This window comes from Agreia sp. Leaf283 (assembly GCF_001422485.1).
GTDB lineage: Bacteria > Actinomycetota > Actinomycetes > Actinomycetales > Microbacteriaceae > Agreia.
This window is the reverse complement of sequence record NZ_LMNF01000001.1, coordinates 1,513,996-1,534,013: the sequence shown is the minus strand read 5'-3', so window position 1 is coordinate 1,534,013 and position 20,018 is coordinate 1,513,996. Positions and strand designations below refer to the sequence as shown.

The window sequence follows — 20,018 nt, the reverse complement described above, 5'->3', positions numbered from 1 at the left end:
CGCGCGTCGCTTTGTCACTCGCATCGCGCGATCCGGCCCTTAACGACGACATGCGAGGCCCGTCCGGGCCCCGCATGTCGCAGTGAGAGCTGTCGTTACGCGTCGAAACGCGCACCCTCGGGCTTCGAGGGCAGGATGGTGAGAACCAGGAGGATGATTCCGCCGACGAAGGGAATCAGGCCGATGAAGACGAAGAAGCCGGAGTAGTTGCCGTCGTGCAGACGACGCACGAGAACGGCGAGGCTCGGCACGATCGTCGCGAGTCCCCAGATCAGCAGGAGGATCGTGAAGATCCAGTAACCGGCGCCAGGAGCCTGAGCGGTTCCGTCTTCCGCGAGCGCTCCCACGCCGCCCGTGGCGAGGGCCAGGCCCTGCAGCACACCCGTGACGATGAACGATACGAGGTACCACCACCAGTACTCGCTGCGGCTGGCGCGACCAGTGAACGTCGCGTACTTCTTGAAGAAGCGACGCACGGCATCGCCGAGCGAGGCTCCGTACAGCGGCTGCGAGAGGGGAACTGCGTTGGAGTATCCGGGCTGGGGCGTTGTCATCATGTGCTCCTTTGGTTCTGACGAGAATTCATCACGATCATAGGAGAACTGATACAACTTCCCCAGCACATTTTCAGGTATTACGCCATGCGGCGCGCCTTGCGCCTCTCGAACCCTCCGTAGACGACCGAGTACAGAACCGGAAGCACGACGAGCGTCAGAACGGTCGATGAGACGAGTCCCCCGATGACCACGAGCGCGAGCGGCTGCGAGATGAACCCGCCGTGCCCCGTGAGCCCGACGGCCATGGGAAGCAGCGCGAAGATGGTGGCCAGCGCCGTCATGAGGATCGGGCGGAGCCTGCGGCTCGCTCCCTCGACCATCGCCTCTCGCACCGACCGCCCCTTCTCGCGGTACTGGTTCACGAGGTCGATGAGCACGATCGCGTTGGTCACGACGATGCCGATGAGCATCAGCACGCCGATGATCGAGGGCACGCCGAGCGGGATGCCCGAGACGAGCTGCAGGATGATCGCGCCGGTCGCCGCGAACGGCACGGAGACGAGCAGCAGCAGCGGCTGCAGGAGGCTGCGGAACGTGGCGACCATCACGACGTAGACGATCAGGATGGCGACGAGCAGGGCGATTCCCAGCTGGCTGAACGCGTCTCCCTGGTCGCTCGTCACGCCTCCGAGCGTGGCCGTGGCGCCGGCCGGCAGCGTCGTGTCGTCGACGGCGGCCTGCACCTCGGCGCTGGCCGTGCCGAGGTTGTCGCTGGCCGGGGTCGCCGTGATCGTCGCCGTGCGCACGCCCTTGACGGTGGTGATGGATGCCGGTCCGTCGACGGTCGCGACGGTCGCCAACGAGTCGAGTCGGGCGGGCCCGGCTGCGGTCGGCACCTGCAGCGCGGCGAGGTCGTCGACCGTGGCGGGCGATGTCTGCGACTGGATGTAGATCGAGTAGCTCGCATCGTCGATGAAGATCGTGCCGATGGTCTGCGGCTGCATGGCCTGCGACACGATGCCGCCCACGATGGTCTCGCTGAGCCCGGCCTCCGCGGCCTTGACCCTGTCGACCGTCACGGCAATGTAAGGCCTCGAGTTGCTGAGGTTGCTCTCGCTCTGCGTGATCGCGTCGAGCTTCGAGACCTTCGCGAGAACGGCGTCGGAGGCCGCCTGCAGGTCGGCCGCGCTGGTCGCGGTCACGTCGATGGCGATGTCGCTCGAGGTTCCGAATCCGGCCGAGGCTGCCACCTGGATGTCACCGGCGTCGCTCGTCTTCTCGAGCGTCTTTCGAACAGTCTCGGCGAGGGCGTCCTGATCCGCGCTCTCGTCGGTGGTGATCGAGTAAGTGATCGCGCCGGCGCCGCCGCCCACGAACGCGTCCCGCAGCGCCGAGCCGCTCGATCCGATGCTGAGCTGCACGGTCTTGATGCCTGTGATGCCGAGCAGCGCCTTCTCGACCGACTCCGCGGCCGTGTTCTGCGCATCCAGGCTCGTGCCCACCGGAACCGTCTGCGTGACGGTCAGGGTGTTCTGGCCCGAAGAGCCCAGGAAGTTGGTCTTCATGAACGGCGTGAGCCCGAGGGTGAGGATGAGGAGCAACCCTGCTGACACGAGCGTGATCACGGGCCGCTTCAGCGTGCCCTCGAGAATCGGCAGGTAGCGCCTCTGCAGGGCGGTGGGCTTCTCCTCCTCGGCGACCTGCTGCTCCTGCCGGCGGGCACGCCGCGACTCCAGCCCGGTGGTCGGGTCGACCGGCACGACAGGGGCGGATGCGATGTCGTGCGCATGGCTCCTCGGCGCACGTGAGCGCAGGAACCAGTAGGCCAGGACGGGCACGATCGTGAGGGCCACCACGAGCGAGGCGAGGAGCGCGATGGTGACCGTCAGAGCGAAGGGTCGGAAGAGTTCTCCCGTGGTGCCCTCGACGAACGAGATCGGCAGGAAGACCGCCACGGTGGTGATGGTCGATGCGGTGATGGCACCGGCCACCTCGCGCACGGCCTCGACGATGATGGCGGCGCGTGCGGTGGCCGCGCGATCGGTGCCGCCCCGCATACGTGCCACACCATCGGGCGAGGCGAGATGGCGCCGGATGTTCTCGATCACCACGATCGAGTCGTCGACCACCCGGCCGATCGCGATCGTGAGCGCGCCGAGGGTGAGGATGTTCAGCGAGTATCCGGCCGTCTGCAGGCCGATGAAGGTGATGAGCAGCGAGGTGGGAATCGAGATCGCTGTCACGAGCGTCGACCGGATCGACAGCAGGAATACCAGGATCACGACGACGGCGAAGAAGAGCCCGAGCAGGCCCTCCTCGGTGAGCGACTGGATCGACTGCTGGATGTAGGGGGCCTGGTCGAACACCACCGTGAAGGTGGCGCCGTCGAGCGCGGACTCGAGCTTCGGCAGCAGGTCTTGAACCGCGTTCGACACCTCGACCGTGTTGGCCGCGGGCAGCTTGGTGATCGCGATGGTGAGCGCCGGTTTGCCGTCGACCCGCGAGATCGACGTGACCGGGTTGTCGGTCAGCGCGACGGTGGCCACGTCGGCGATCGTGTAGACGCCGCCGTCGGGTTTGACTGCTCCCCCGAGCGGCAGGCCCTGGATGTCTGCGACGCTCGTGAGTTTCGTGCCGGCCTGCACGGAGAGGGTCTTGTCGTCTTCGGTGAGCGAGCCCGCCGGGATCAGCAGGCCGTTGTCGCTGACGGCACTCCGGATCGCCTGCGACGACAGACCTGCGAGAGCGAGCGCCGTCGTGTCGGGCGTGATGGTGACCCGCTGGCCGATGTCGCCCACGAGCTGCGCGTCGCGCACCCCGGCCACGTCGGTGATGTCGGGGAGGGTGTTGGCGCGCAGGAGACCCGCGAGCGCTTTGGTGTCGGTGACTCCGTCAGCGGGCGTGACCGCGATCTGCACGACAGGGAAGTCGTCGATGCCGCCCGAGAGAACCTGGGGGTCGAGGTCTGCCGGAAGAGTCGACTTGATGCGGTTGATCGCCTGGTTGATCTTCTGCTCGGCGGTGGCGAGATTGGTGCCGTAGGTGAAGGTGGCGCTGATGATCGAGAGGTTGGTGCTCGACGTCGCCGTCGTCGTCTCGATGCCGGCGACGCCCTGGATGGCCGTCTCGATGGGCACGGAGACGTCGTCGTTGACGACCTCGGGAGACGCGCCGGGATAGTTCGTCAGCACCGCGAGCTGCGGGAACTCGATCGAGGGGATGAGCTCCTGCTTCAGGCTCGTCAGCGCGAGGCCGCCGAAGACCGCCGCCACGATCGTGACGAGCGCGATGAGCGCGCGGTTCTTCATGCTGAGGATGGCGAGAAAATGCACAGGGCTGCCTTCTGTCGAACGGTGCCGCGCACCGTTTCGCGAGCACTGTCCACTATGACATCCAGAAGTCTCCGTCTCGCCATGGTCGACAGCACGCGATTTCGCGCCTAGGGCGAACACGCCGAACGCGCAAGGAGTTGTGACGGCGGATCATCACCGCAAGGATCGAGAGATGAAAAGGATTCTGTACAGCGGCGGTTCCGTGGTGACCGGCGACCGGGTGGCCGACGCGGTGCTCGAGTACGCCAGCGAACTCGCGCGACAGGAATCCAGTGACACGCTGCAGATTCCCAGCGTGAACGACGCCGGCACCACGGGGCACACGCAACTGCTGCTCGGCCCGGCGAGCCAGTTCATCGTCGAAGAGGTCGAGACCTCGGTCGAGGACCCGATCGACGCCGACCTCGTGGAGAGCATCCGCGAGAAGACGGTTCACCTGCAGGCGCCGAAGCCCGTCGCGTCGACAGACCTGACCGACTACCCCGATCTCGACGACACCACCGAGGTTCCCGACCCGCCCCTCGCCGACGCCTGACCCGTCAGGCGACGTCGCCGAACGCCTGTGCGCCGGGCATCGGGTTGCGCATGATCGCCTGCCAGGCCCGGGCCAGCGCATCCATGCCCTGCTCGAGCTGCGCCGTCGGGTAGCCGAGCGGGATGCGCAGAAACCGTTCGAGTGCACCGTCAAGCCCGAAGCGCGGCCCGGCCGTGATGAGCAGCCCTTCGGCTCGGGCGGCGAGGGCGAGCTGCGACGACGCCGCGGAACCCAGCCCCACCCAGCTCGCGATGCCACCGGCGACCCGGGGCGCACTCCACGCCGGGAAGCGCTCGTCGACGAGCTGCTCGAGACGGTCTCGTCCTTCGCGCAACTGCTCGCGGCGCCCGTTGAGGATCGAGGGCATGTCGGGCAGCATGCGCGTGACGATGAGCTGCTCGAGCACGGGGGTGCCGAGGTCGCTGGACGGTCGGGCCGCAGCGAGCGTGCGGATGAGCCCGGGCTCGGCGCGGATCCAGCCCACACGGAGGCCGTCCCAGATGGTCTTTCCGACCGAGCCGATGGTGACCACGCTGCGCTCGTCTCCCGGAGTCGCGTAGGCCGCGAACGGCAGGAGGCTGCCGACCCTGTCGATGTCGAGTTCGCCCGACGTCTCGTCGACGAGCAGCGTCGTGCCCGCCCGCGTCGCCTGATCGATGGTGCGCTCGCGCAGTTCGGCCGACATGGATTCGCCCGTGGGATTGTGGAAATCGGGCATCAGGTAGCCGACCGCGGGGTTCGTGCGACGCATGAGCTGCTCCAACGCCGACTCGTCCCAGCCCTCCCCCGGGGTCACGCTCACGGGCACGAGTCGTGCGCCCGCCTGGGCGAGGGCCTCGTAGGCGTGCGGATAGCTGGGCAGCTCGACGAGCGCGCGGTCGCCGCGTGCGAGGAGCACACGCGACAGGAGGGCGATGGCGCTCTGGGCGCCCGTCGTCACCAGGATCTGATCGGGGGTCGTGGGGAGGCCGCGGACCGTGTAGCGTGCGGCGACGGCCTCGCGGAGCTCCGGGATTCCCTCGAAGTTGTAGCCCGGCCCCTGCAGGTAGCGGCCGAAGTCGTCCATCGACCGCTGGGTGGCCAGCGCGATTCCCGGGCTCGCCGGCATGATCGCCTTCGTGAAGTCGAGGAATCCGCCAACGGCGTCGACCGCGAGATTCGCCCGCCCCGGCACCCGGGTCACGCTGCCCGAACCGCGGATGCTCGTGGTGTAGCCGCCCTCGCGCAACTCGCGGTACGCGCTGGTCACGAGTGTGCGGCTCACCTCGAGGGCCTGCGCGAGCTCGCGTTCGGCCGGCAACCGCGTGCCGGCGGGGATGCGGCCGTCGAGAACGAGAAGACGGATGCGGTCGTACAGCGCCTGATAGAGGGGCCCTCCGCCGTCCTTCCACTCGCCGAGCAGCGAACGCAGGGCGCGGGTACCAAGGAGCGCATCAGTCATGCAACCACTTTAGCCAGATTGGCTCCTTGTTCTAAAGCCAATTCTGCAATTGGATGCAGACATGACATTTTTGCTGGCCCGACGCATCGCCCGCCTCATCTCCGGCCTGGCCCTGTACGCGTTCGCCGACGCACTGATGATCCGGGCCGCGCTCGGCGTCGATCCGTGGACGGTCTTCGCCCAGGGGCTGATGGCTCAGACAGGGCTCGGCATCGGCGTGCTGACCAACATCATCGGCGTGCTCGTGCTGCTGCTCTGGATTCCCCTGCGCCAGAGGCCCGGGCTCGGAACGGTGCTGAACGTGCTGCTGCTCGGCCCCATGATCGAGCTGAGCCTGTGGGTGATACCGGCGATGCCGAACATCTGGGCACAGGCCGGCATGTTCTCTGCCGGGCTCGTTCTGCTGGCGGTGGCCAGCGGCATCTACATCGGTGCCCGACTGGGCCCGGGCCCGCGCGACGGGCTGATGACAGGCATCCACAACCGTCTTGGATGGCCGATCTGGGTGGGCCGCTTCGGGGTCGAGGCCACCGTGCTGCTCGTCGGCTGGGTTCTCGGCGGCAACGTGGGAGTGGGAACGCTCGCCTTCGCCCTGCTGATCGGGCCGCTCTGCAACATCACGCTCCCGCTGATGGGCGTGCGCTCTGCCAGAATGGCCGCGGCGGTCGATTCCGAACCCGCCCCGTCGCCGAGGAGCCCCGATGACCGCACCCTACTCTCCGACCAGCAGGAGCACGAACCCCCTCGCGATCGTGTCGTTCGTCTCGGCGTTCGTCGTCTCGCTGGCGGCCGTCATCACCGGTCACATCGCGCTGCACCAGATCGCTCGCACCGGTGACAAGGGGCGCGGACTCGCGATCGCCGGCGTGGTCATCGGCTACGCGGGTCTCGTCGCCGGAACGCTGACCCTCATCCTGCTGGTCACGAACCTCGCAGGGCTTCGCGACCAGCTCCAGACCCCCGAGCTCGGTTCCACGCAGGCGCCGTCGTCGTCCGGCGAGTCCGACGGGGTGCCGTCACCCTCTCTTGCTCAGGGGCGAGACTGGACGGGCACGATCGAGATCAACGGCCAGGATGTCGGCGTGACGCTCGACGGAGCCGCGGCTCCCCAGGCCGTCGCCTCGTTCCTCGCGCTGGGCGACGAGGGCTTCTTCGACGGAACGTCGTGCCATCGCCTCGTCACCGAGGGCATCTACGTGCTGCAGTGCGGAGACCCCACGGGCACCGGTTCCGGCGGCCCCGGCTACTCCTACGGCCCGATCGAGAACGCGCCCGCCGACGACGTCTACCCCGCGGGCACCCTCGCAATGGCACGCATCGGCGGAGACGGCGAGAGCATGGGCAGCCAGTTCTTCATCGTCTACGACGAGTCGATGATCCCGTCGGATGCCGCGGGCGGCTACACCGTGCTCGGCACCATCACGAGCGGGCTCGACGTGATCACCGGCATAGCCGATGCCGGCACCACGAACGGCTCCAGCGATGGAGAGCCGGCCGACCCCGCCGTGATCGACGGGGTCAGCTTCGAATAGCCCCGCTCAGGCCCGCGAGCGCAGCAGGGTGAACGACCCCGCCGAGGCGATCAGGGTCGTGACCGGCCCCTCGACGACCTGACCGGGGTCGCTCGACGCCGCCAGTTCCCACTCGGCCCCCGGTGCCGGCGGCACCTGGAACTCGACGCCGTTCTCGGCGGCGTTGAGCAGCAGCGCGAACGAGTCCGCTCCATCGTGGGTGAACACGAGCGTCTCGGTGCGCGCGTTCGGGTTGTCCCAGTCGTGGTCGTCGAAGTTCTCTCCGTCGCTTCGCACGATCTCCACGGCGTCGGCGGCGATCGCATCGGGCACCTCCGACTGCACCTCGGGGGCCTGGCGGAACCAGACCGGCCGAAGCGCCGGGTTCTCGCGGCGCAGTGCGACGAGCTCCCGTGTAAACGAGAGCAGCTCGGCGTCTGCGTTGGCCCAGTCGAACCACGAGATCTCGTCGTCCTGACAGTAGGCGTTGTTGTTGCCTCCCTGGGTGCGACCCATCTCGTCGCCGCCCAGCAGCATCGGCACACCGGCGGAGAGCAGCAGCGTCGCAAGCAGGTTGCGCCTCTTGCGGTCGCGGCGGGCGTTCACCGACTCGTCGTCGGTCGGCCCCTCGGCTCCCCCGTTCGACGACTTGTTGTCGCTCTCGCCGTCGTTGTTGTCTTCGCCGTTCGCCGCGTTGTGCTTGTCGTTGTACGAGGTGAGATCGTGCAGGGTGAAGCCGTCGTGGGCGGTGACGAAGTTGACGCTCGACATGGGCGAGCGGCGCGACGCCTCGTAGACGTCGGGAGACCCGAGGATGCGCTGCGAGACCGTGCCGAGCACAGAGTCGGTGCCGTTCCAGAAGTCGCGCACGTCGTCGCGGAACTTGCCGTTCCACTCCGACCAGTCGGCCGGGAAGCCACCGACCTGGTAGCCGGCCGTATCCCACGGCTCGGCGATCATCTTCACGGGGGCCAGCACCGGGTCCTGCGCGATCAGGGTGAGGAAGGCGCTGTGGATCTCGGCGTCGCCGCCCTGTCGGGTGAGCGTCGTGGCGAGGTCGAAGCGGAATCCATCGACGTGCATCTCGGTGACCCAGTAGCGCAGGCTGTCCATGATCAGACCCAGCGCGGCCGGATGCGAGACGTTCAGGCTGTTGCCGGTGCCCGTGGTGTCGAAGTAGTGCGCCTCGTCACCCTCGACCAGGCGGTAGTACGACGCGTTGTCGATGCCCTTGAAGCCCAGGGTCGGGCCGAGGTCGTTGCCCTCTGCGGTGTGGTTGTAGACCACGTCGAGGATCACCTCGAGGCCGGCGGCGTGGATCGCCTTGACCATCTGCTTGAACTCCGTGACCTGACCGCCCGCCTGGCCCGCGGCATCCGACACGTACTCGTTGTGCGGCGCGAAGAACCCGATCGAGTTGTAGCCCCAGTAGTTGCGCAGGCCCTTCTCCGAGAGGTGGCTGTCCTGCACGAACTGGTGCACGGGCATCAGCTCGACGGCGGTGACCCCGAGGTCGGTGAGGTGCTTCAGGGCAGCCGGATGTGCCAGGCCCGCGTAGGTGCCCCGGATCTCCTCGGGCACGTCGGGGTGCAGCTTGGTGAAGCCCTTCACGTGGGTCTCGTAGATGACGGACTCCGCGAGCGGCGTGAGCGGGGCCCGGTCGTCCTCCCAGTCGAACGATGGATCGGTGATGACGCAGCGCGGACTGTGCGGCGCCGAGTCCGTGTCGTTCCGCATCTGCGGCTCGTTCATGTCGTGGCCGAAGAACGACTGGTTGTCGGCCGCCCAGTCGTAGCCTCCCTCGATCGCGGTGGCGTGCGGGTCGAGCAGCAGCTTGTTCACGTTGTGCCGCAGGCCGGCCTCGGGGTTCCAGGCACCGTCGACCCGGATGCCGTAGCGGGTGCCGACGTCGACTCCGTCGACGAAGCCGTGGAAGACGTGGCCGGTGCGCTCGGGCAGTTCGACGCGGGTCTCGTCGCCGTTGTCGTCGAAGACGCACACGAACACGGCATCGGCCGTCTCGGAGTAGAGCGCGAAGTTGCGGCGGCCGTCGATGAGCGAGAAGCCGAGCGGGTAGGGAAGGGAGCGGGCGGAAACCATCGGTGATCCTGTCTGGAAAGGGGCGAAACTATCGCCTTCGCAGGATAGAAGCGCGCGGCCCGCGGCACCGGATCGCCCCAGGGGGCTAGCGCTCGCTGAGTCTTTGTGGTGGGGATTCCGGAACCGGCCGACAAGGGCTTCGTGCAAGCCCCCTTTCGAGCGACTCAGGCTGTGCCCTATGCTCGGCGACGATCACGCTCATCCTCGTTTAGGAGAAATCATGTCTTACTCGTCGCAGCCCGCCGCCGCCCAGCCCTACTCCCAGGGCGGAGAGCCGCCTCTCGACCAGCCGTACTACGGCGCCCCCATCGGAGCCGCCGCCAAGCGCTTCTTCAAGAAGTACGCCACCTTCTCCGGCCGGGCCAGCCGCAGCGAGTACTGGTGGTGGACCCTCATCGTGATCATCATCAGCTTCGTTCTGAACATGCTGTCCCTCGCCCTCGGCGGCAACGGCGTCGACCAGAACGGTGCCATGACGATGTCGGCCGGCGCCTCGGTCATCAACATCATCGCCGGCCTGTGGGCACTGGCCACGATCATCCCGAGCCTCGCGCTGGCCTGGCGCCGACTGCACGACACCAACCGCAGCGGCGCCTGGTACCTGCTGATCCTCATCCCGCTCATCGGAGCGATCATCCTCATCGTCTGGTTCGCGAGCCCGGCGAAGCCCGAGGGCCAGCGCTTCGACCGCTGACCCTCAAGAGATCCCGGCGCCCTTGCGACGCCGGGATCTCTCGTTAACGCCTCGCCGCGTTCTCGGCGTAGAACGCGAGCGCGTCGCGAACGAACCTCGCCGCATCATGCCCACCGGCCTCGTAGGCGGTCGCGAAGCGCGGGTCCGCGACGTAGAGCTCTCCGAGTCCGACGAGGTAGTCGGTCTCCGGGCCGTTCGGATAGCCCGGCGTGCCGGGCACCTGGCTCAGCCACGCCACGTGGCGTTCGGCGATCGCCTGCACCTCGGCGCTCTCCACCGGGCGCCCGGCCGCCGCAGCCGACACGAAGTCGGCAGCGATCCCGGCCTGCGCCGACTGGAACGCCCGCTTCTCGTCGGCCGACTTGGCATTCCACCAGTCCGCACCCGACGAGTACGCCGCCGCTCCCCAGCGCTCCGAGACCTCCGTCTCGTGCTGCTCGGGCGCGAACCCGTCGAGCATCTCCTCTGCCATCAGTCCTTCTCCTCGTCTCATCTTTCGGATGGTCGTGTCGATCGAGGCGATCTGCCGGTCGATCCTGTTCTTCTCGTGCACCAGATCGTCGCGGTGCCGGGTGAGGGCTCCGACGGCGTCGGGCTCCTCGTCGAGCACCCGGGCGATCGCCGTCAGGCCGAGCCCGAGATTGCGCAGCAGCAGGATGCGCTGCAAGCGCACGAGGGCCGGTTGGTCGTAGCGGCGATAGCCGTTCGATGCCACGCGGGTCGGTGGGAGCAGCCCGATGTCGCCGTAGTGGCGCAACGTCCTGCTCGTCGTTCCGGTCAGCCGTGCGATCTCCTGGATCGACCAATCCGTGCGGGGTGCCCTCGACATCTCGTCGCCCTCTCGCCCTCTCCTGCTCTCGGTGTGCCGTGTCTCGTGCGCCGAGATCATCGGCACACGACCGAGGCTAGAGGTTGACGCTGCGGCAACGTCAAGGGCGAATTTCGCACGAGGCACCATTTCCCCGAATGTGCGCACTGGGTACGATGACAGCACACCGTCCGCCTCGTGAGAATCGAACCGTGAGATGCCACCGTTCCCGGGCAAGCGTTCCCGCTCGTCGCAGCCTGCGGCATCCGGCACCTTCGCCGGGCCGAACTCACCGTCGAGGCGGGCCTTTCTGCAGAGCGCCGGCATTCTCGCCGCCGGCGCCGTCGCCGGAGGAGCAGGCGGAGCCGCGATCGGCACGGCGGTCGGCGCCGGGCGCCCGGAGCTCGACTTCGAGGCCGACAAGGCCACGCCGAAGAAGGCGTTCGAGCACGTCGTCGTCGTGATGTTCGAGAACAGGTCGTTCGACAACCTGCTCGGATGGCTCTATCGCGACGACGAGGTTCCGGCCGGCTCGTCGTTCGACGGCCTGCACCAGGGCGACTATTCCAACCCGGCGCCCCACGGGCATCCGGATGTGAAGGCCCACGTCTACACGGGGTCGACCGACGTCATCATGTCGAGCCCCCAGCCCGACCCCGGCGAGGCGTACCCCCACGTCAACACGCAGTTCTTCGGCACCGTCGACCCCGAGCTGCACAACACCCCGCCCCTTGGTGCGAAGCCCACGATGAAGGGGTTCGTCACCGACTACATCGCCAACTACGAGCGGCTGTCCGGCGGCAAGAAGAGTCCGAGCCGGGCCGAGTACTCCGCGGCGATGGGCGGCTTCTCGCCCGCGATGCTGCCCGTGTTCTCGACCCTCGCCAAGAGCTTCGCCGTCTACGACCACTGGCACTGCGCCGTGCCATCGCAGACGTTCTGCAACCGCTCGTTCTTTCACGCCGGAACCTCGCACGGCTATGTCACCAACCGGGGCGACGGGGGCTACGACAAATGGCTCGACGACGACCGGGCCGGCTCCCCCACGATCTTCAACCGGCTAGAAGACGCCGGCATCCCCTGGCGGGTCTACTACGACGCAGCCCAGCTCGTGTCGATGACCGGCGTGCTGCATGCCCCGGCCACCGAGAAGTACTGGAAGACCAACTTCCGCACCCTCGACCAGTTCTACCTCGACGTCGAGAGCGGCAACCTGCCCGCGTACTCCTTCATCGAGCCGCGCATGATCTTCAACCACAACGACATGCATCCGCCCTACGGCGAACTGCGCGAGGGACCCGACGGCTTCGGCGGCATGGTCGAGGATGGCGCGGTCAGCGACGTGCGGGCGGGCGATGCGCTGCTGCATTACCTCTACACCGCTATCAAGGAGTCGAAGAGCCCGACGGGGTCGAACGCCATGAACACCATGTTGTTCGTCACGTTCGACGAACACGGGGGGACGTTCGACCATGCCACGCCCCCGTCCGCGGTTCCCCCGGGAGACGGACGGCCCGGCGAGATGGACTTCGGATTCGACCGACTCGGCGGTCGCGTTCCCGCGATCGCGATCTCGGCGTACACGGCGAAGAACACGATCATCAACGACCCGATGCAGCACAGCGCGCTGATCGCCACCCTGTCGCGCCAGCACGGCCTCGAGCCGCTCACCGAACGCGACGCGAAGTCGATGGACATGTTCAACGCCATCAACCGCACGACGCCGCGGCCGGTCTCGGACTGGCCGACGACGCTGCCGCACTATGTGCCGCCGAACCCCGACGAGAACCTCGATCCCGAGTCGCCGGAGCACCGCGCGAAGAAGATCTCGAGTCCTGCCAAAGGGCTGCTCGGCCTTCTTATGGCCAAGTACGCCGGCGACGGTGAGCAGGCTCCCGAGACCTACCAGGAGGCCTTCGCCGCACTCGTGCTCCACGGGAAGGGCCTCTTCGGCACCCTCGACGGCAACGCGAACGAGGGCGACGAAGACGACGCCGGCTAGGCGCCGATGAGCCTCTCGGCCAGGTAGCCCTGCAGGCGGTCGAGCGACACGCGCTCCTGCGCCATGGAGTCGCGCTCGCGCACGGTCACGGCGTTGTCCTCGAGCGACTCGAAGTCGACCGTGATCGCGAACGGCGTGCCGATCTCGTCTTGACGGCGGTAGCGACGACCGATTGCGCCGGCGTCGTCGAAGTCGACGTTCCAGCTCTGGCGCAGATCCTGCGCCACCTTGCGGGCGAGAGGCGAGAGGGCCTCGTTGCGCGACAGCGGCAGCACGGCGGCCTTGACGGGCGCGATGCGCGGGTCGAGCTTGAGCACCGTGCGCTTGTCGACGCCGCCCTTCGAGTTCGGAGCCTCGTCTTCGTGGTACGAGTCGACCAGAAACGCCATAAGCGCCCGGGTCAGACCGAACGACGGCTCGATCACGTAGGGGATCCACCGCTCGTTCGACGTCTGGTCGAAGTACGACAGGTCGGTTCCGGATGCCTCGGAGTGCGTCTTGAGGTCGAAGTCGGTGCGGTTGGCGACACCCATGAGCTCGCCCCACTGGCTGCCCGGGAACTGGAAGCGGTACTCGATGTCGACGGTGCGCTTCGAGTAGTGCGAGAGCTTCTCTTGAGGGTGCTCGAACTGGCGGATGTTCTCGGGGTTGATGCCGAGGCCGATGAACCACTCCCAGCTCTGGTCGATCCAGTACTGGTGCGCCTCCTCGTCGGTGCCGGGCTGCACGAAGTATTCCATCTCCATCTGCTCGAACTCGCGGGTGCGGAAGATGAAGTTTCCGGGGGTGATCTCGTTGCGGAAGGCCTTGCCGACCTGGGCGATGCCGAACGGCGGCTTCTGCCTCGAGGTGTTCAGAACGGTGGCGAAGTCGACGAAGATGCCCTGGGCGGTCTCGGGGCGCAGGTAGGCCATGCCGCTCTCGTCTTCGAGCACGCCGAGGGTGGTCTTCAGCATTCCCGAGAACTTCTTGACCTCCGACCACTGGCCGACGTTTCCGGTGTCGGGGTCGCGCACGTCGGCGAGGCCGTTGACCGGCGGATGCCCGTGCTTGGCCTCGTAGGCCTCGAGCAGGTGGTCGGCGCGGTAGCGCTTGTTGGTCGCGAGCGACTCGACCATCGGGTCGTTGAAGACCTCGACGTGGCCGGAGGCCTCCCAGACCTGGCGCGGAAGGATCACGGCCGAGTCGAGTCCGACGACGTTGTCGCGGCTCTGCACCATGAACTTCCACCACTGGCGCTTGATGTTCTCTTTGAGCTCGACGCCCAGCGGCCCGTAGTCCCAGGCACTGCGCGTGCCGCCATAGATCTCTCCGGTCGGAAAGACGAATCCTCGGCGCTTGGCGAGGGCAATGACAGAATCAAGAGGAGATGTGGGCATAACGGCTTCCGTAAGTCGCCCACCGGCCGGCTGCCAGCGGGTGGATAAGCCACAATCTTATGGGAGGGGCCATGGGGGACCGCGACACCGAGCACTGGCTGCGGCTGAACGGTCTGCCCTATTTCGTGAGGCCGGATGCGCGGGCGCGGCATCTCCTGCCCCGCACCGCTCCGTTCCTCGTCTTCGCCGTGGCGATCGACGTGCTCAGTTCATTCGTGCTCGAGGTCGACATCGACCCGGATTCCGCCTCGGTCGGCGACTGGGGATGGGCCCTCGTGGCGCTGGCGCTCGTCGTCGCAGTTCCCGTCGTTCCTTCGGTGCTCGCCGTGGCGACAGCTCGAGTCCTGCGCTCGCGCACGCGCGCGAAGACCCCCGTGGCGCTGGTCGCCCTGGTCCTCTATCTCGTGGTCGATCCGCTCTACTTCGGTCTCGTCGCACACGAGAACCCCGTCGCGTCGGTCGCGCAGAACGCCGGCGTCGTGGTCGCCGCCCTCGCGGCGACCTGGATGGGCGTCGGCGCCCTCCTCTCGTGGGCCCTGCGCGCCGCCCTACGGCAGTTCGGGGCCCTCGGGCAGCTCGCGACACGCGCCCTGCCCATCCTGATGCTCGTCGTGGTGTTCGCGTTCTTCGCCCGCGCACTCTGGGAGGTGACCGGCAGCATGAGCGCATCGCGGCTGCTCGGCGTCGCCGTGTTCTTCCTCGTTCTCGGGCTCCTCTTCACGGTTCCCATCATGCGACGTGAGCTGTCGGCGCTCGACGGCGGAGACGAGGCCACGGGACCGCCGCTGAGTCGACTCGAGCGTTTCAACCTCGCCGTCGTCATGGTGCTGGCCCAGGCGTTCCAGGTCGCCATCTTCGCCGCACTCGTCTGCGTCTTCCTGGTCGTTCTCGGCCGACTCGCCTTCAGCGACGAGGTACTGAACCTCTGGCTCGGTGCGAACGCCGGCAACGCGGAGGTGCTCGGTATCGAGCTGCCCGTGCGCACCGGCATGCTCAAGACCGCGGTGTTCCTGAGTTGCGTCTCCTCGCTCAACTTCCTCGTCTCGGTCTCGACGGCTGCGGCGTACCGGGCGTCCTTCTACGATCCGCTGCTCGACCAGGCTCGCTCGGCACTGGCGGTGCGCGCCGCTTACAGGGACGAATCTCAAGCGCATTGACATGATCAACGCGCGGAGTAGTGTTCTCACTCGTGACTAACGAAGTCAAGTCGGCCAAACGCTGGTTTATCGGCGAACCCCTCCCGACCGACAAACTCGAAGGACAGCTCCTCCCGAAGCGGCTCGCCCTGCCGATCTTCGCCAGCGACCCGCTCTCCTCTGTCGCGTACGCGCCGCAGGAACTTCTGATGATCCTGCTCATCGGCGGTCTCGCGTTCCTGAGCTTCGCGCCCTGGGTCGCGGCCGCCGTCGTGCTGCTGCTCGTGGTGGTCGTGGCGTCGTACCGCCAGCTGGTCAAGGCCTACCCCTCCGGCGGCGGAGACTACGAGGTCGCCCACAAGAACCTCGGGGAGAAGGCCGGGCTCGTCGTGGCATCGGCCCTGCTCGTCGACTACGTGCTGACCGTCGCCGTGTCCGTGGCCTCGGGAGTCGACAACATCATCTCGGCCCTGCCGTTCCTCAATCCCTACCGCGTCGAGATCGCCGTCTTCTTCGTCATCGTGCTCGCCGCCGTCAACCTGCGCGGCGTCGCCGAGTCGAGCAAGGCGTTCGCCATCCCCACCTACCTGTTCGTCGGCAGCGTCGCGCTGATGATCGTCGTGGGCCTCGGTCAGGCCGTCCTCGGCAATGCCCCCGTCGCCGAATCGGCCGACTACGGAGTCAAGGCCGAAGGGCTCACGCAGGCCGCCGTCATCCTGCTTCTCCTTCGCGCGTTCTCGAGCGGCTGCAGCGCCCTCACCGGCGTCGAGGCCATCTCGAACGGCGTGCCCGCCTTCCGCACACCCAAGGTCAGAAACGCCCAGCGCACCCTCGTGCTCATGGGCAGCATCGCCATCGTGCTGTTCGCCGGCCTGGTCGCGCTCGCCCTGATCGCCCGAGTGCATTACGCCGAGAATGCCTGCCATCTCATCGGCTTCGAGAACTGCGAGGGGCAGCCGCAGCGCAGCCTGATCGCGCAGATCGCCTCGGCCGTCTTCGGCAACAACTCGGTGCTGTTCTACGTGATCCAGGCCGCCACCGCAGCGGTGCTGCTGCTCGCGGCAAACACCGCCTTCAACGGATTCCCCCTTCTCGGCTCGGTGCTCGCCAGGGACTCCTACGCGCCGAAGGCCCTGCTGACCCGCGGCGACCGGCTCGTCTTCTCGAACGGCGTGCTGATCCTGGGCCTGTTCGCAACGCTCATCCTCGTGGTCTACCAGGCCAGCCTCACCCAGTTGATCCAGCTGTACATCATCGGCGTCTTCGTCTCGTTCACGCTCGGGCAGACGGGCATGGTCAAGCACTGGTGGGGCATGCTCAAGGCCGGATGCTCGAACCGCGGCGCCGTCTGGCGCGGCCTGGCCATCAATGCGTTCGGCGCACTCCTCACCGCTGTCGTGCTCATCGTCGTGACCATCACGAAGTTCACCCACGGGGCCTGGCTCGTGTTCGCGATCATGCCCGTGCTCTACATACTGATGCTGGGCGTCAACCGCTATTACCGCGACGTGAACAAGGAGATCGAGGTCGACGCGACCACGACCTTCGGCTCGGAGGGCGACCACGCCATCGTGCTCGTCGGCCGCATGCAGAAGCCCGTGCTCAAAGCGCTGGACTACGCGATCGCGGCGCAGCACGACAGCATCGAGGCCGTGCATCTGTCGATCGACGACGAGTCGACCAATGCCCTCGAGAAGGCCTGGAGGGAGATGAACATCTCCGTTCCCCTCAAGATCATCGTCTCGCCCTACAGAGACGTGGCCGAGCCGCTCTGCCAGTACATCGAGAAGCGACGCGCCCTGCACGGCTCTGAGGTCGTGACCGTCTACACGCCCATCTACATCGTCGGCCACTGGTGGGAGACGCTCCTGCACAACCACAAGGCACGTCGCATCCGCAAGCGCCTGATGCTGGTGCACGGCGTCACGATCGCCCTCGTTCCGTGGCTCCTCGACTCCTCCGAGGTCATCTACGGGCGCCGGTCGCGCCCGCTGCCCGGATCGGAACGTCGCGGCGAGCCGGTGCGACCGGTCGCTCGCACGCCGCGGCAGGAACGGCGACACGCGAAGGCCCAGCAGCAGTAGGTGCTAAACTGACGCAAGTTTTGTAAGTTATTCGACTCCCGGGTGGCGTTCTCATCCCCCGGCCCGAAAGGTGAGGGGGTCTCGCATGGGGCGCGGCCGTCAAAAAGCTAAGCACACCAAGGTTGCTCGCGAGCTGAAGTATTTCAGTCCCGACACCAACTACTCCGCGCTCGAGCGCGAATTGAGCCACCCCTCCGACGGTGAGCCCGACTACTCCAAGTGGATCGATGAAGACGACGACGAGTCCGACACAGACGACGTCATCATCGTGAATCCCGAACTCCTCGACTCCGACGAGCGGCAGCAGAAGCGCGCTTAGTCTTCGCGAGTCTCCCTGACAGGAGCGTTCTGTTCGACAGGAGCGTTCTCCTCGACAGCAGCGTTCTGGTCGGCGGGCGCCTCGACGCGTTCGCTGGTCGTCATGACGATCGTTCGGGCGCGCCTGCTCGAGACGCGGTCGACGATCACGGCGATGGCGGCGGCGATCCCCACGAACACCGTCACCAGGATGATCCCGACGAAGCCGAAGACCTGCGCCCGCGAGTAGTTGGGCTGCTCGGGGAACACGAACGTGAGAACGAGCGTGGCGAGGATGGCCACGACGGCCCCCACCACGATGAATCGCACGTACCGCGGCGATCGCCGCACCACCACGTCGTGGGTCGAGGAGGAGGAAGCGGGAGAAGTCGAGTCGTCGGGAAGAGCCACACCCCATTGTCTCCCACATTGCCGGGTGATCCCCGTGCGCCGACGACCATAATCGGGTGATGGACTTCGATGGCACCGTGGACTTCGATCGCACCGTGCTCGCCCTGCGCGCGGCCGGATGCGTGTTCGCCGAAGACGAGGCGCGCCTGCTCCTCGACGCGGCACCGGATGCGGACACCCTCGACGCGCTTCTGGCCAGACGGGTGTCGGGGGTCCCGCTGGAGCACGTGCTGGGCTGGGCCGAGTTCGCCGGCATCCGGGTTCTCGTCGACGACGGGGTCTTCGTGCCCCGACGCCGAACCGAGTTCCTCGCGGCTCGCGCCGTCACCCTGGCTCGCGAGCACGCGCATCCGGTCGTTCTCGACCTGTGCTGCGGGTCGGGCGCCCTGGCCCTGGCGATCGGTTCGGCCGTGCCGACGGCGCGACTCTACGCGGCCGACATCGACCCGGCCGCCGTGGCCACCGCACGACGCAATCTCCCCGCGCCGGCACTGGTAGTGTGCGGCGACCTCTTCGAGCCCCTTCCCGACGACCTCCGCGGCCGCGTCGACGTGCTCGTGTGCAACACGCCCTATGTTCCGACGCTCGCGATCGGGTCGATGCCTCCGGAGGCCCGCCTCTTCGAGGCCCGGCTCGCTCTCGACGGAGGCGGCGACGGCCTCGATGTGCAGCGACTCGTCGCGGCTCAGGTGAGGGAGTGGCTCGCGCCCGGCGGTCACGTGCTCGTCGAGGCGAGCGAGGACCAGGCGCCGGAGTCAGTGCGACTCTTCGAGAGCGCGGGGCTCATGAGCCGGGTCGAGTACTCCGACGAGTACGACACGTCGATCGTGCTGTCGACGAGACCTCGCTAGGCCGCGCCGAATTCGCGCAGAGAGTCCCTCGCGCCCGCTCTCACAGCATCGGTGACCGCGTCGAGGAGCGGGGATGCGAGGTTCCACCGCTGCCAGAACAGCCGCACCTCGGTGTACTGTCCGGGGGCGATCTCGACCAGCCTTCCCGTCTCGAGCTCGACGCTGCACTGCTGCTCGGGCAGCATCCCCCAGCCGAAGCCGAGCAGCACCGCGCGGGCGAAGTCGCTCGAGGTGGGAACGAAGTGGCGGGCCCGCGGCGTCGCGCCGGAGTCAGCGACCCCGCGCACGACGGTCGCCTGCAGGTCGTCGCGCCTGTCGAAATCGATGCGCGGCACCCTGGCCAACGCCGCAAGGTCTCCCGACCGGATCGCATGATCCGACTGGAATCCCGGAGTGCACACCGCACGGTAGCGCATCGCACCCAGGGGTTCGACCGAGCAGCCCTGAACGGCGTCGGCGGTCGAGGTGACCGCCGCCATCACCGTTCCCGATCGCAGCAGCGACGTCGTGTGCTCCTGGTCCTCGCGATGAATGTCGAAGACGACCTCGCCTGATCGGGCCAGCGGAGCGACGGCCTCCAGGAACCAGGTCGCGAGGCTGTCCGCGTTGACGGCCATCGCCATGGGGAACGCGGAGTCCTCGGCACCAGGTCCGTGCAGTGCGCTGCGAGCGTCGGCGTCGAGCAGCGACGCCTGCCTCGCCAGTCGCAGCAGCACGGCGCCCGCGTCGGTGGGGAGAACGGGATTGGACCGCTGTACCAGAATCCGACCCGCCGACTGCTCGAGGGCTTTGATGCGCTGGGAGACCGCCGACTGGGTCAGGCGCAGCCGACGGGCAGCCGCATCGAAGGTGCCCTCCTCCGCGAGCGCCAACAGAGTCTGCAGGTGGTCGTACTGAAACCCTGACATAAGCTCCCCTAATCGGTTGTAAGAAACATTAG

General features: G+C 67.4%; 17 protein-coding genes. 9 read left to right on the top strand and 8 right to left on the bottom strand.

Annotated features, from left to right (window positions below):
- Positions 1-95: 95 nt before the first annotated feature.
- A complete protein-coding gene (locus ASF51_RS06905; protein WP_055928073.1) occupies positions 96-554 on the bottom strand; it encodes a DUF805 domain-containing protein in 459 nt (152 codons plus the stop codon).
- Positions 555-634: 80 nt separating this feature from the next.
- On the bottom strand, positions 635-3,829 hold the full coding sequence (locus ASF51_RS06900; protein WP_157412035.1) for an efflux RND transporter permease subunit: 3,195 nt from the start codon (positions 3,827-3,829) through the stop codon (positions 635-637).
- Between the two features lie 172 nt (positions 3,830-4,001).
- Between ASF51_RS06900 and ASF51_RS06895 the strand changes: the two genes are divergently transcribed.
- Positions 4,002-4,364 (top strand): hypothetical protein, encoded by a 363-nt coding sequence (locus tag ASF51_RS06895; protein ID WP_157412034.1) that lies wholly within the window; start codon positions 4,002-4,004, stop codon positions 4,362-4,364.
- Between the two features lie 4 nt (positions 4,365-4,368).
- On the opposite strand, the gene ASF51_RS06890 is transcribed toward ASF51_RS06895, so the two are convergent.
- Complete coding sequence (locus ASF51_RS06890; protein ID WP_055926790.1) at positions 4,369-5,805, bottom strand: PLP-dependent aminotransferase family protein; 1,437 nt, start codon at positions 5,803-5,805, stop codon at positions 4,369-4,371.
- Between the two features lie 61 nt (positions 5,806-5,866).
- Here ASF51_RS06890 and ASF51_RS06885 point away from each other — a divergent pair, with 61 nt between their 5' ends.
- Both ASF51_RS06885 and ASF51_RS18665 read left to right on the top strand, forming a co-directional pair.
- Positions 5,867-6,643 (top strand): YitT family protein, encoded by a 777-nt coding sequence (locus ASF51_RS06885; protein WP_369797295.1) that lies wholly within the window; start codon positions 5,867-5,869, stop codon positions 6,641-6,643.
- Positions 6,558-7,337, top strand: coding sequence for a peptidylprolyl isomerase (locus tag ASF51_RS18665; protein ID WP_369797302.1), 780 nt, complete (start codon positions 6,558-6,560; stop codon positions 7,335-7,337). Before ASF51_RS06885 ends, ASF51_RS18665 begins: the two co-directional genes overlap by 86 nt.
- Positions 7,338-7,343: 6 nt before the next feature.
- On the opposite strand, the gene glgX is transcribed toward ASF51_RS18665, so the two are convergent.
- The gene (glgX, locus tag ASF51_RS06875; protein ID WP_055926788.1) at positions 7,344-9,416 is read right to left on the bottom strand and encodes a glycogen debranching protein GlgX; all 2,073 of its coding nucleotides are present in this window, start codon (positions 9,414-9,416) and stop codon (positions 7,344-7,346) included.
- A gap of 220 nt (positions 9,417-9,636) precedes the next feature.
- Between glgX and ASF51_RS06870 the strand changes: the two genes are divergently transcribed.
- On the top strand, positions 9,637-10,110 hold the full coding sequence (locus tag ASF51_RS06870) for a DUF805 domain-containing protein (RefSeq protein WP_055926786.1): 474 nt from the start codon (positions 9,637-9,639) through the stop codon (positions 10,108-10,110).
- A gap of 43 nt (positions 10,111-10,153) precedes the next feature.
- Here the strand turns inward: ASF51_RS06870 and ASF51_RS06865 are convergent, their stop codons facing one another.
- Positions 10,154-10,939, bottom strand: coding sequence for a MerR family transcriptional regulator (locus tag ASF51_RS06865; RefSeq protein ID WP_055928070.1), 786 nt, complete (start codon positions 10,937-10,939; stop codon positions 10,154-10,156).
- Between the two features lie 196 nt (positions 10,940-11,135).
- Here ASF51_RS06865 and ASF51_RS06860 point away from each other — a divergent pair, with 196 nt between their 5' ends.
- The gene (locus ASF51_RS06860; protein ID WP_082479605.1) at positions 11,136-12,920 is read left to right on the top strand and encodes an alkaline phosphatase family protein; all 1,785 of its coding nucleotides are present in this window, start codon (positions 11,136-11,138) and stop codon (positions 12,918-12,920) included.
- Here the strand turns inward: ASF51_RS06860 and ASF51_RS06855 are convergent.
- On the bottom strand, positions 12,917-14,299 hold the full coding sequence (locus tag ASF51_RS06855) for a glycine--tRNA ligase (RefSeq protein WP_055926784.1): 1,383 nt from the start codon (positions 14,297-14,299) through the stop codon (positions 12,917-12,919). The genes ASF51_RS06860 and ASF51_RS06855 overlap by 4 nt on opposite strands.
- Before the next feature lie 71 nt (positions 14,300-14,370).
- Here ASF51_RS06855 and ASF51_RS06850 point away from each other — a divergent pair, with 71 nt between their 5' ends.
- The 3 genes from ASF51_RS06850 (at position 14,371) to ASF51_RS06840 (ending at position 17,838) form a co-directional block, all read left to right on the top strand.
- Complete coding sequence (locus ASF51_RS06850; RefSeq protein WP_055926782.1) at positions 14,371-15,456, top strand: hypothetical protein; 1,086 nt, start codon at positions 14,371-14,373, stop codon at positions 15,454-15,456.
- A gap of 32 nt (positions 15,457-15,488) precedes the next feature.
- Positions 15,489-17,519: an APC family permease gene (locus ASF51_RS06845; protein ID WP_235497156.1), complete on the top strand. Its 2,031-nt coding sequence runs from the start codon at positions 15,489-15,491 to the stop codon at positions 17,517-17,519.
- Positions 17,520-17,604: 85 nt separating this feature from the next.
- Entirely contained in the window at positions 17,605-17,838 is a 234-nt protein-coding gene (locus tag ASF51_RS06840) for a DUF3073 domain-containing protein (protein ID WP_055926778.1), read from the top strand.
- Here the strand turns inward: ASF51_RS06840 and ASF51_RS06835 are convergent.
- The gene (locus ASF51_RS06835; RefSeq protein WP_200926095.1) at positions 17,835-18,227 is read right to left on the bottom strand and encodes a hypothetical protein; all 393 of its coding nucleotides are present in this window, start codon (positions 18,225-18,227) and stop codon (positions 17,835-17,837) included. The two genes, ASF51_RS06840 and ASF51_RS06835, sit on opposite strands and share 4 nt — an antisense overlap.
- A gap of 59 nt (positions 18,228-18,286) precedes the next feature.
- Between ASF51_RS06835 and ASF51_RS06830 the strand changes: the two genes are divergently transcribed.
- Positions 18,287-19,078 (top strand): putative protein N(5)-glutamine methyltransferase, encoded by a 792-nt coding sequence (locus ASF51_RS06830; protein WP_055926776.1) that lies wholly within the window; start codon positions 18,287-18,289, stop codon positions 19,076-19,078.
- Here ASF51_RS06830 and ASF51_RS06825 read toward each other — a convergent pair.
- Positions 19,075-19,986 carry a LysR family transcriptional regulator ArgP gene (locus tag ASF51_RS06825; protein ID WP_055926774.1) on the bottom strand — a complete coding sequence of 304 codons (912 nt, stop codon included), beginning with the start codon at positions 19,984-19,986 and terminating at the stop codon, positions 19,075-19,077. The genes ASF51_RS06830 and ASF51_RS06825 overlap by 4 nt on opposite strands.
- Positions 19,987-20,018 lie beyond the last annotated feature (32 nt).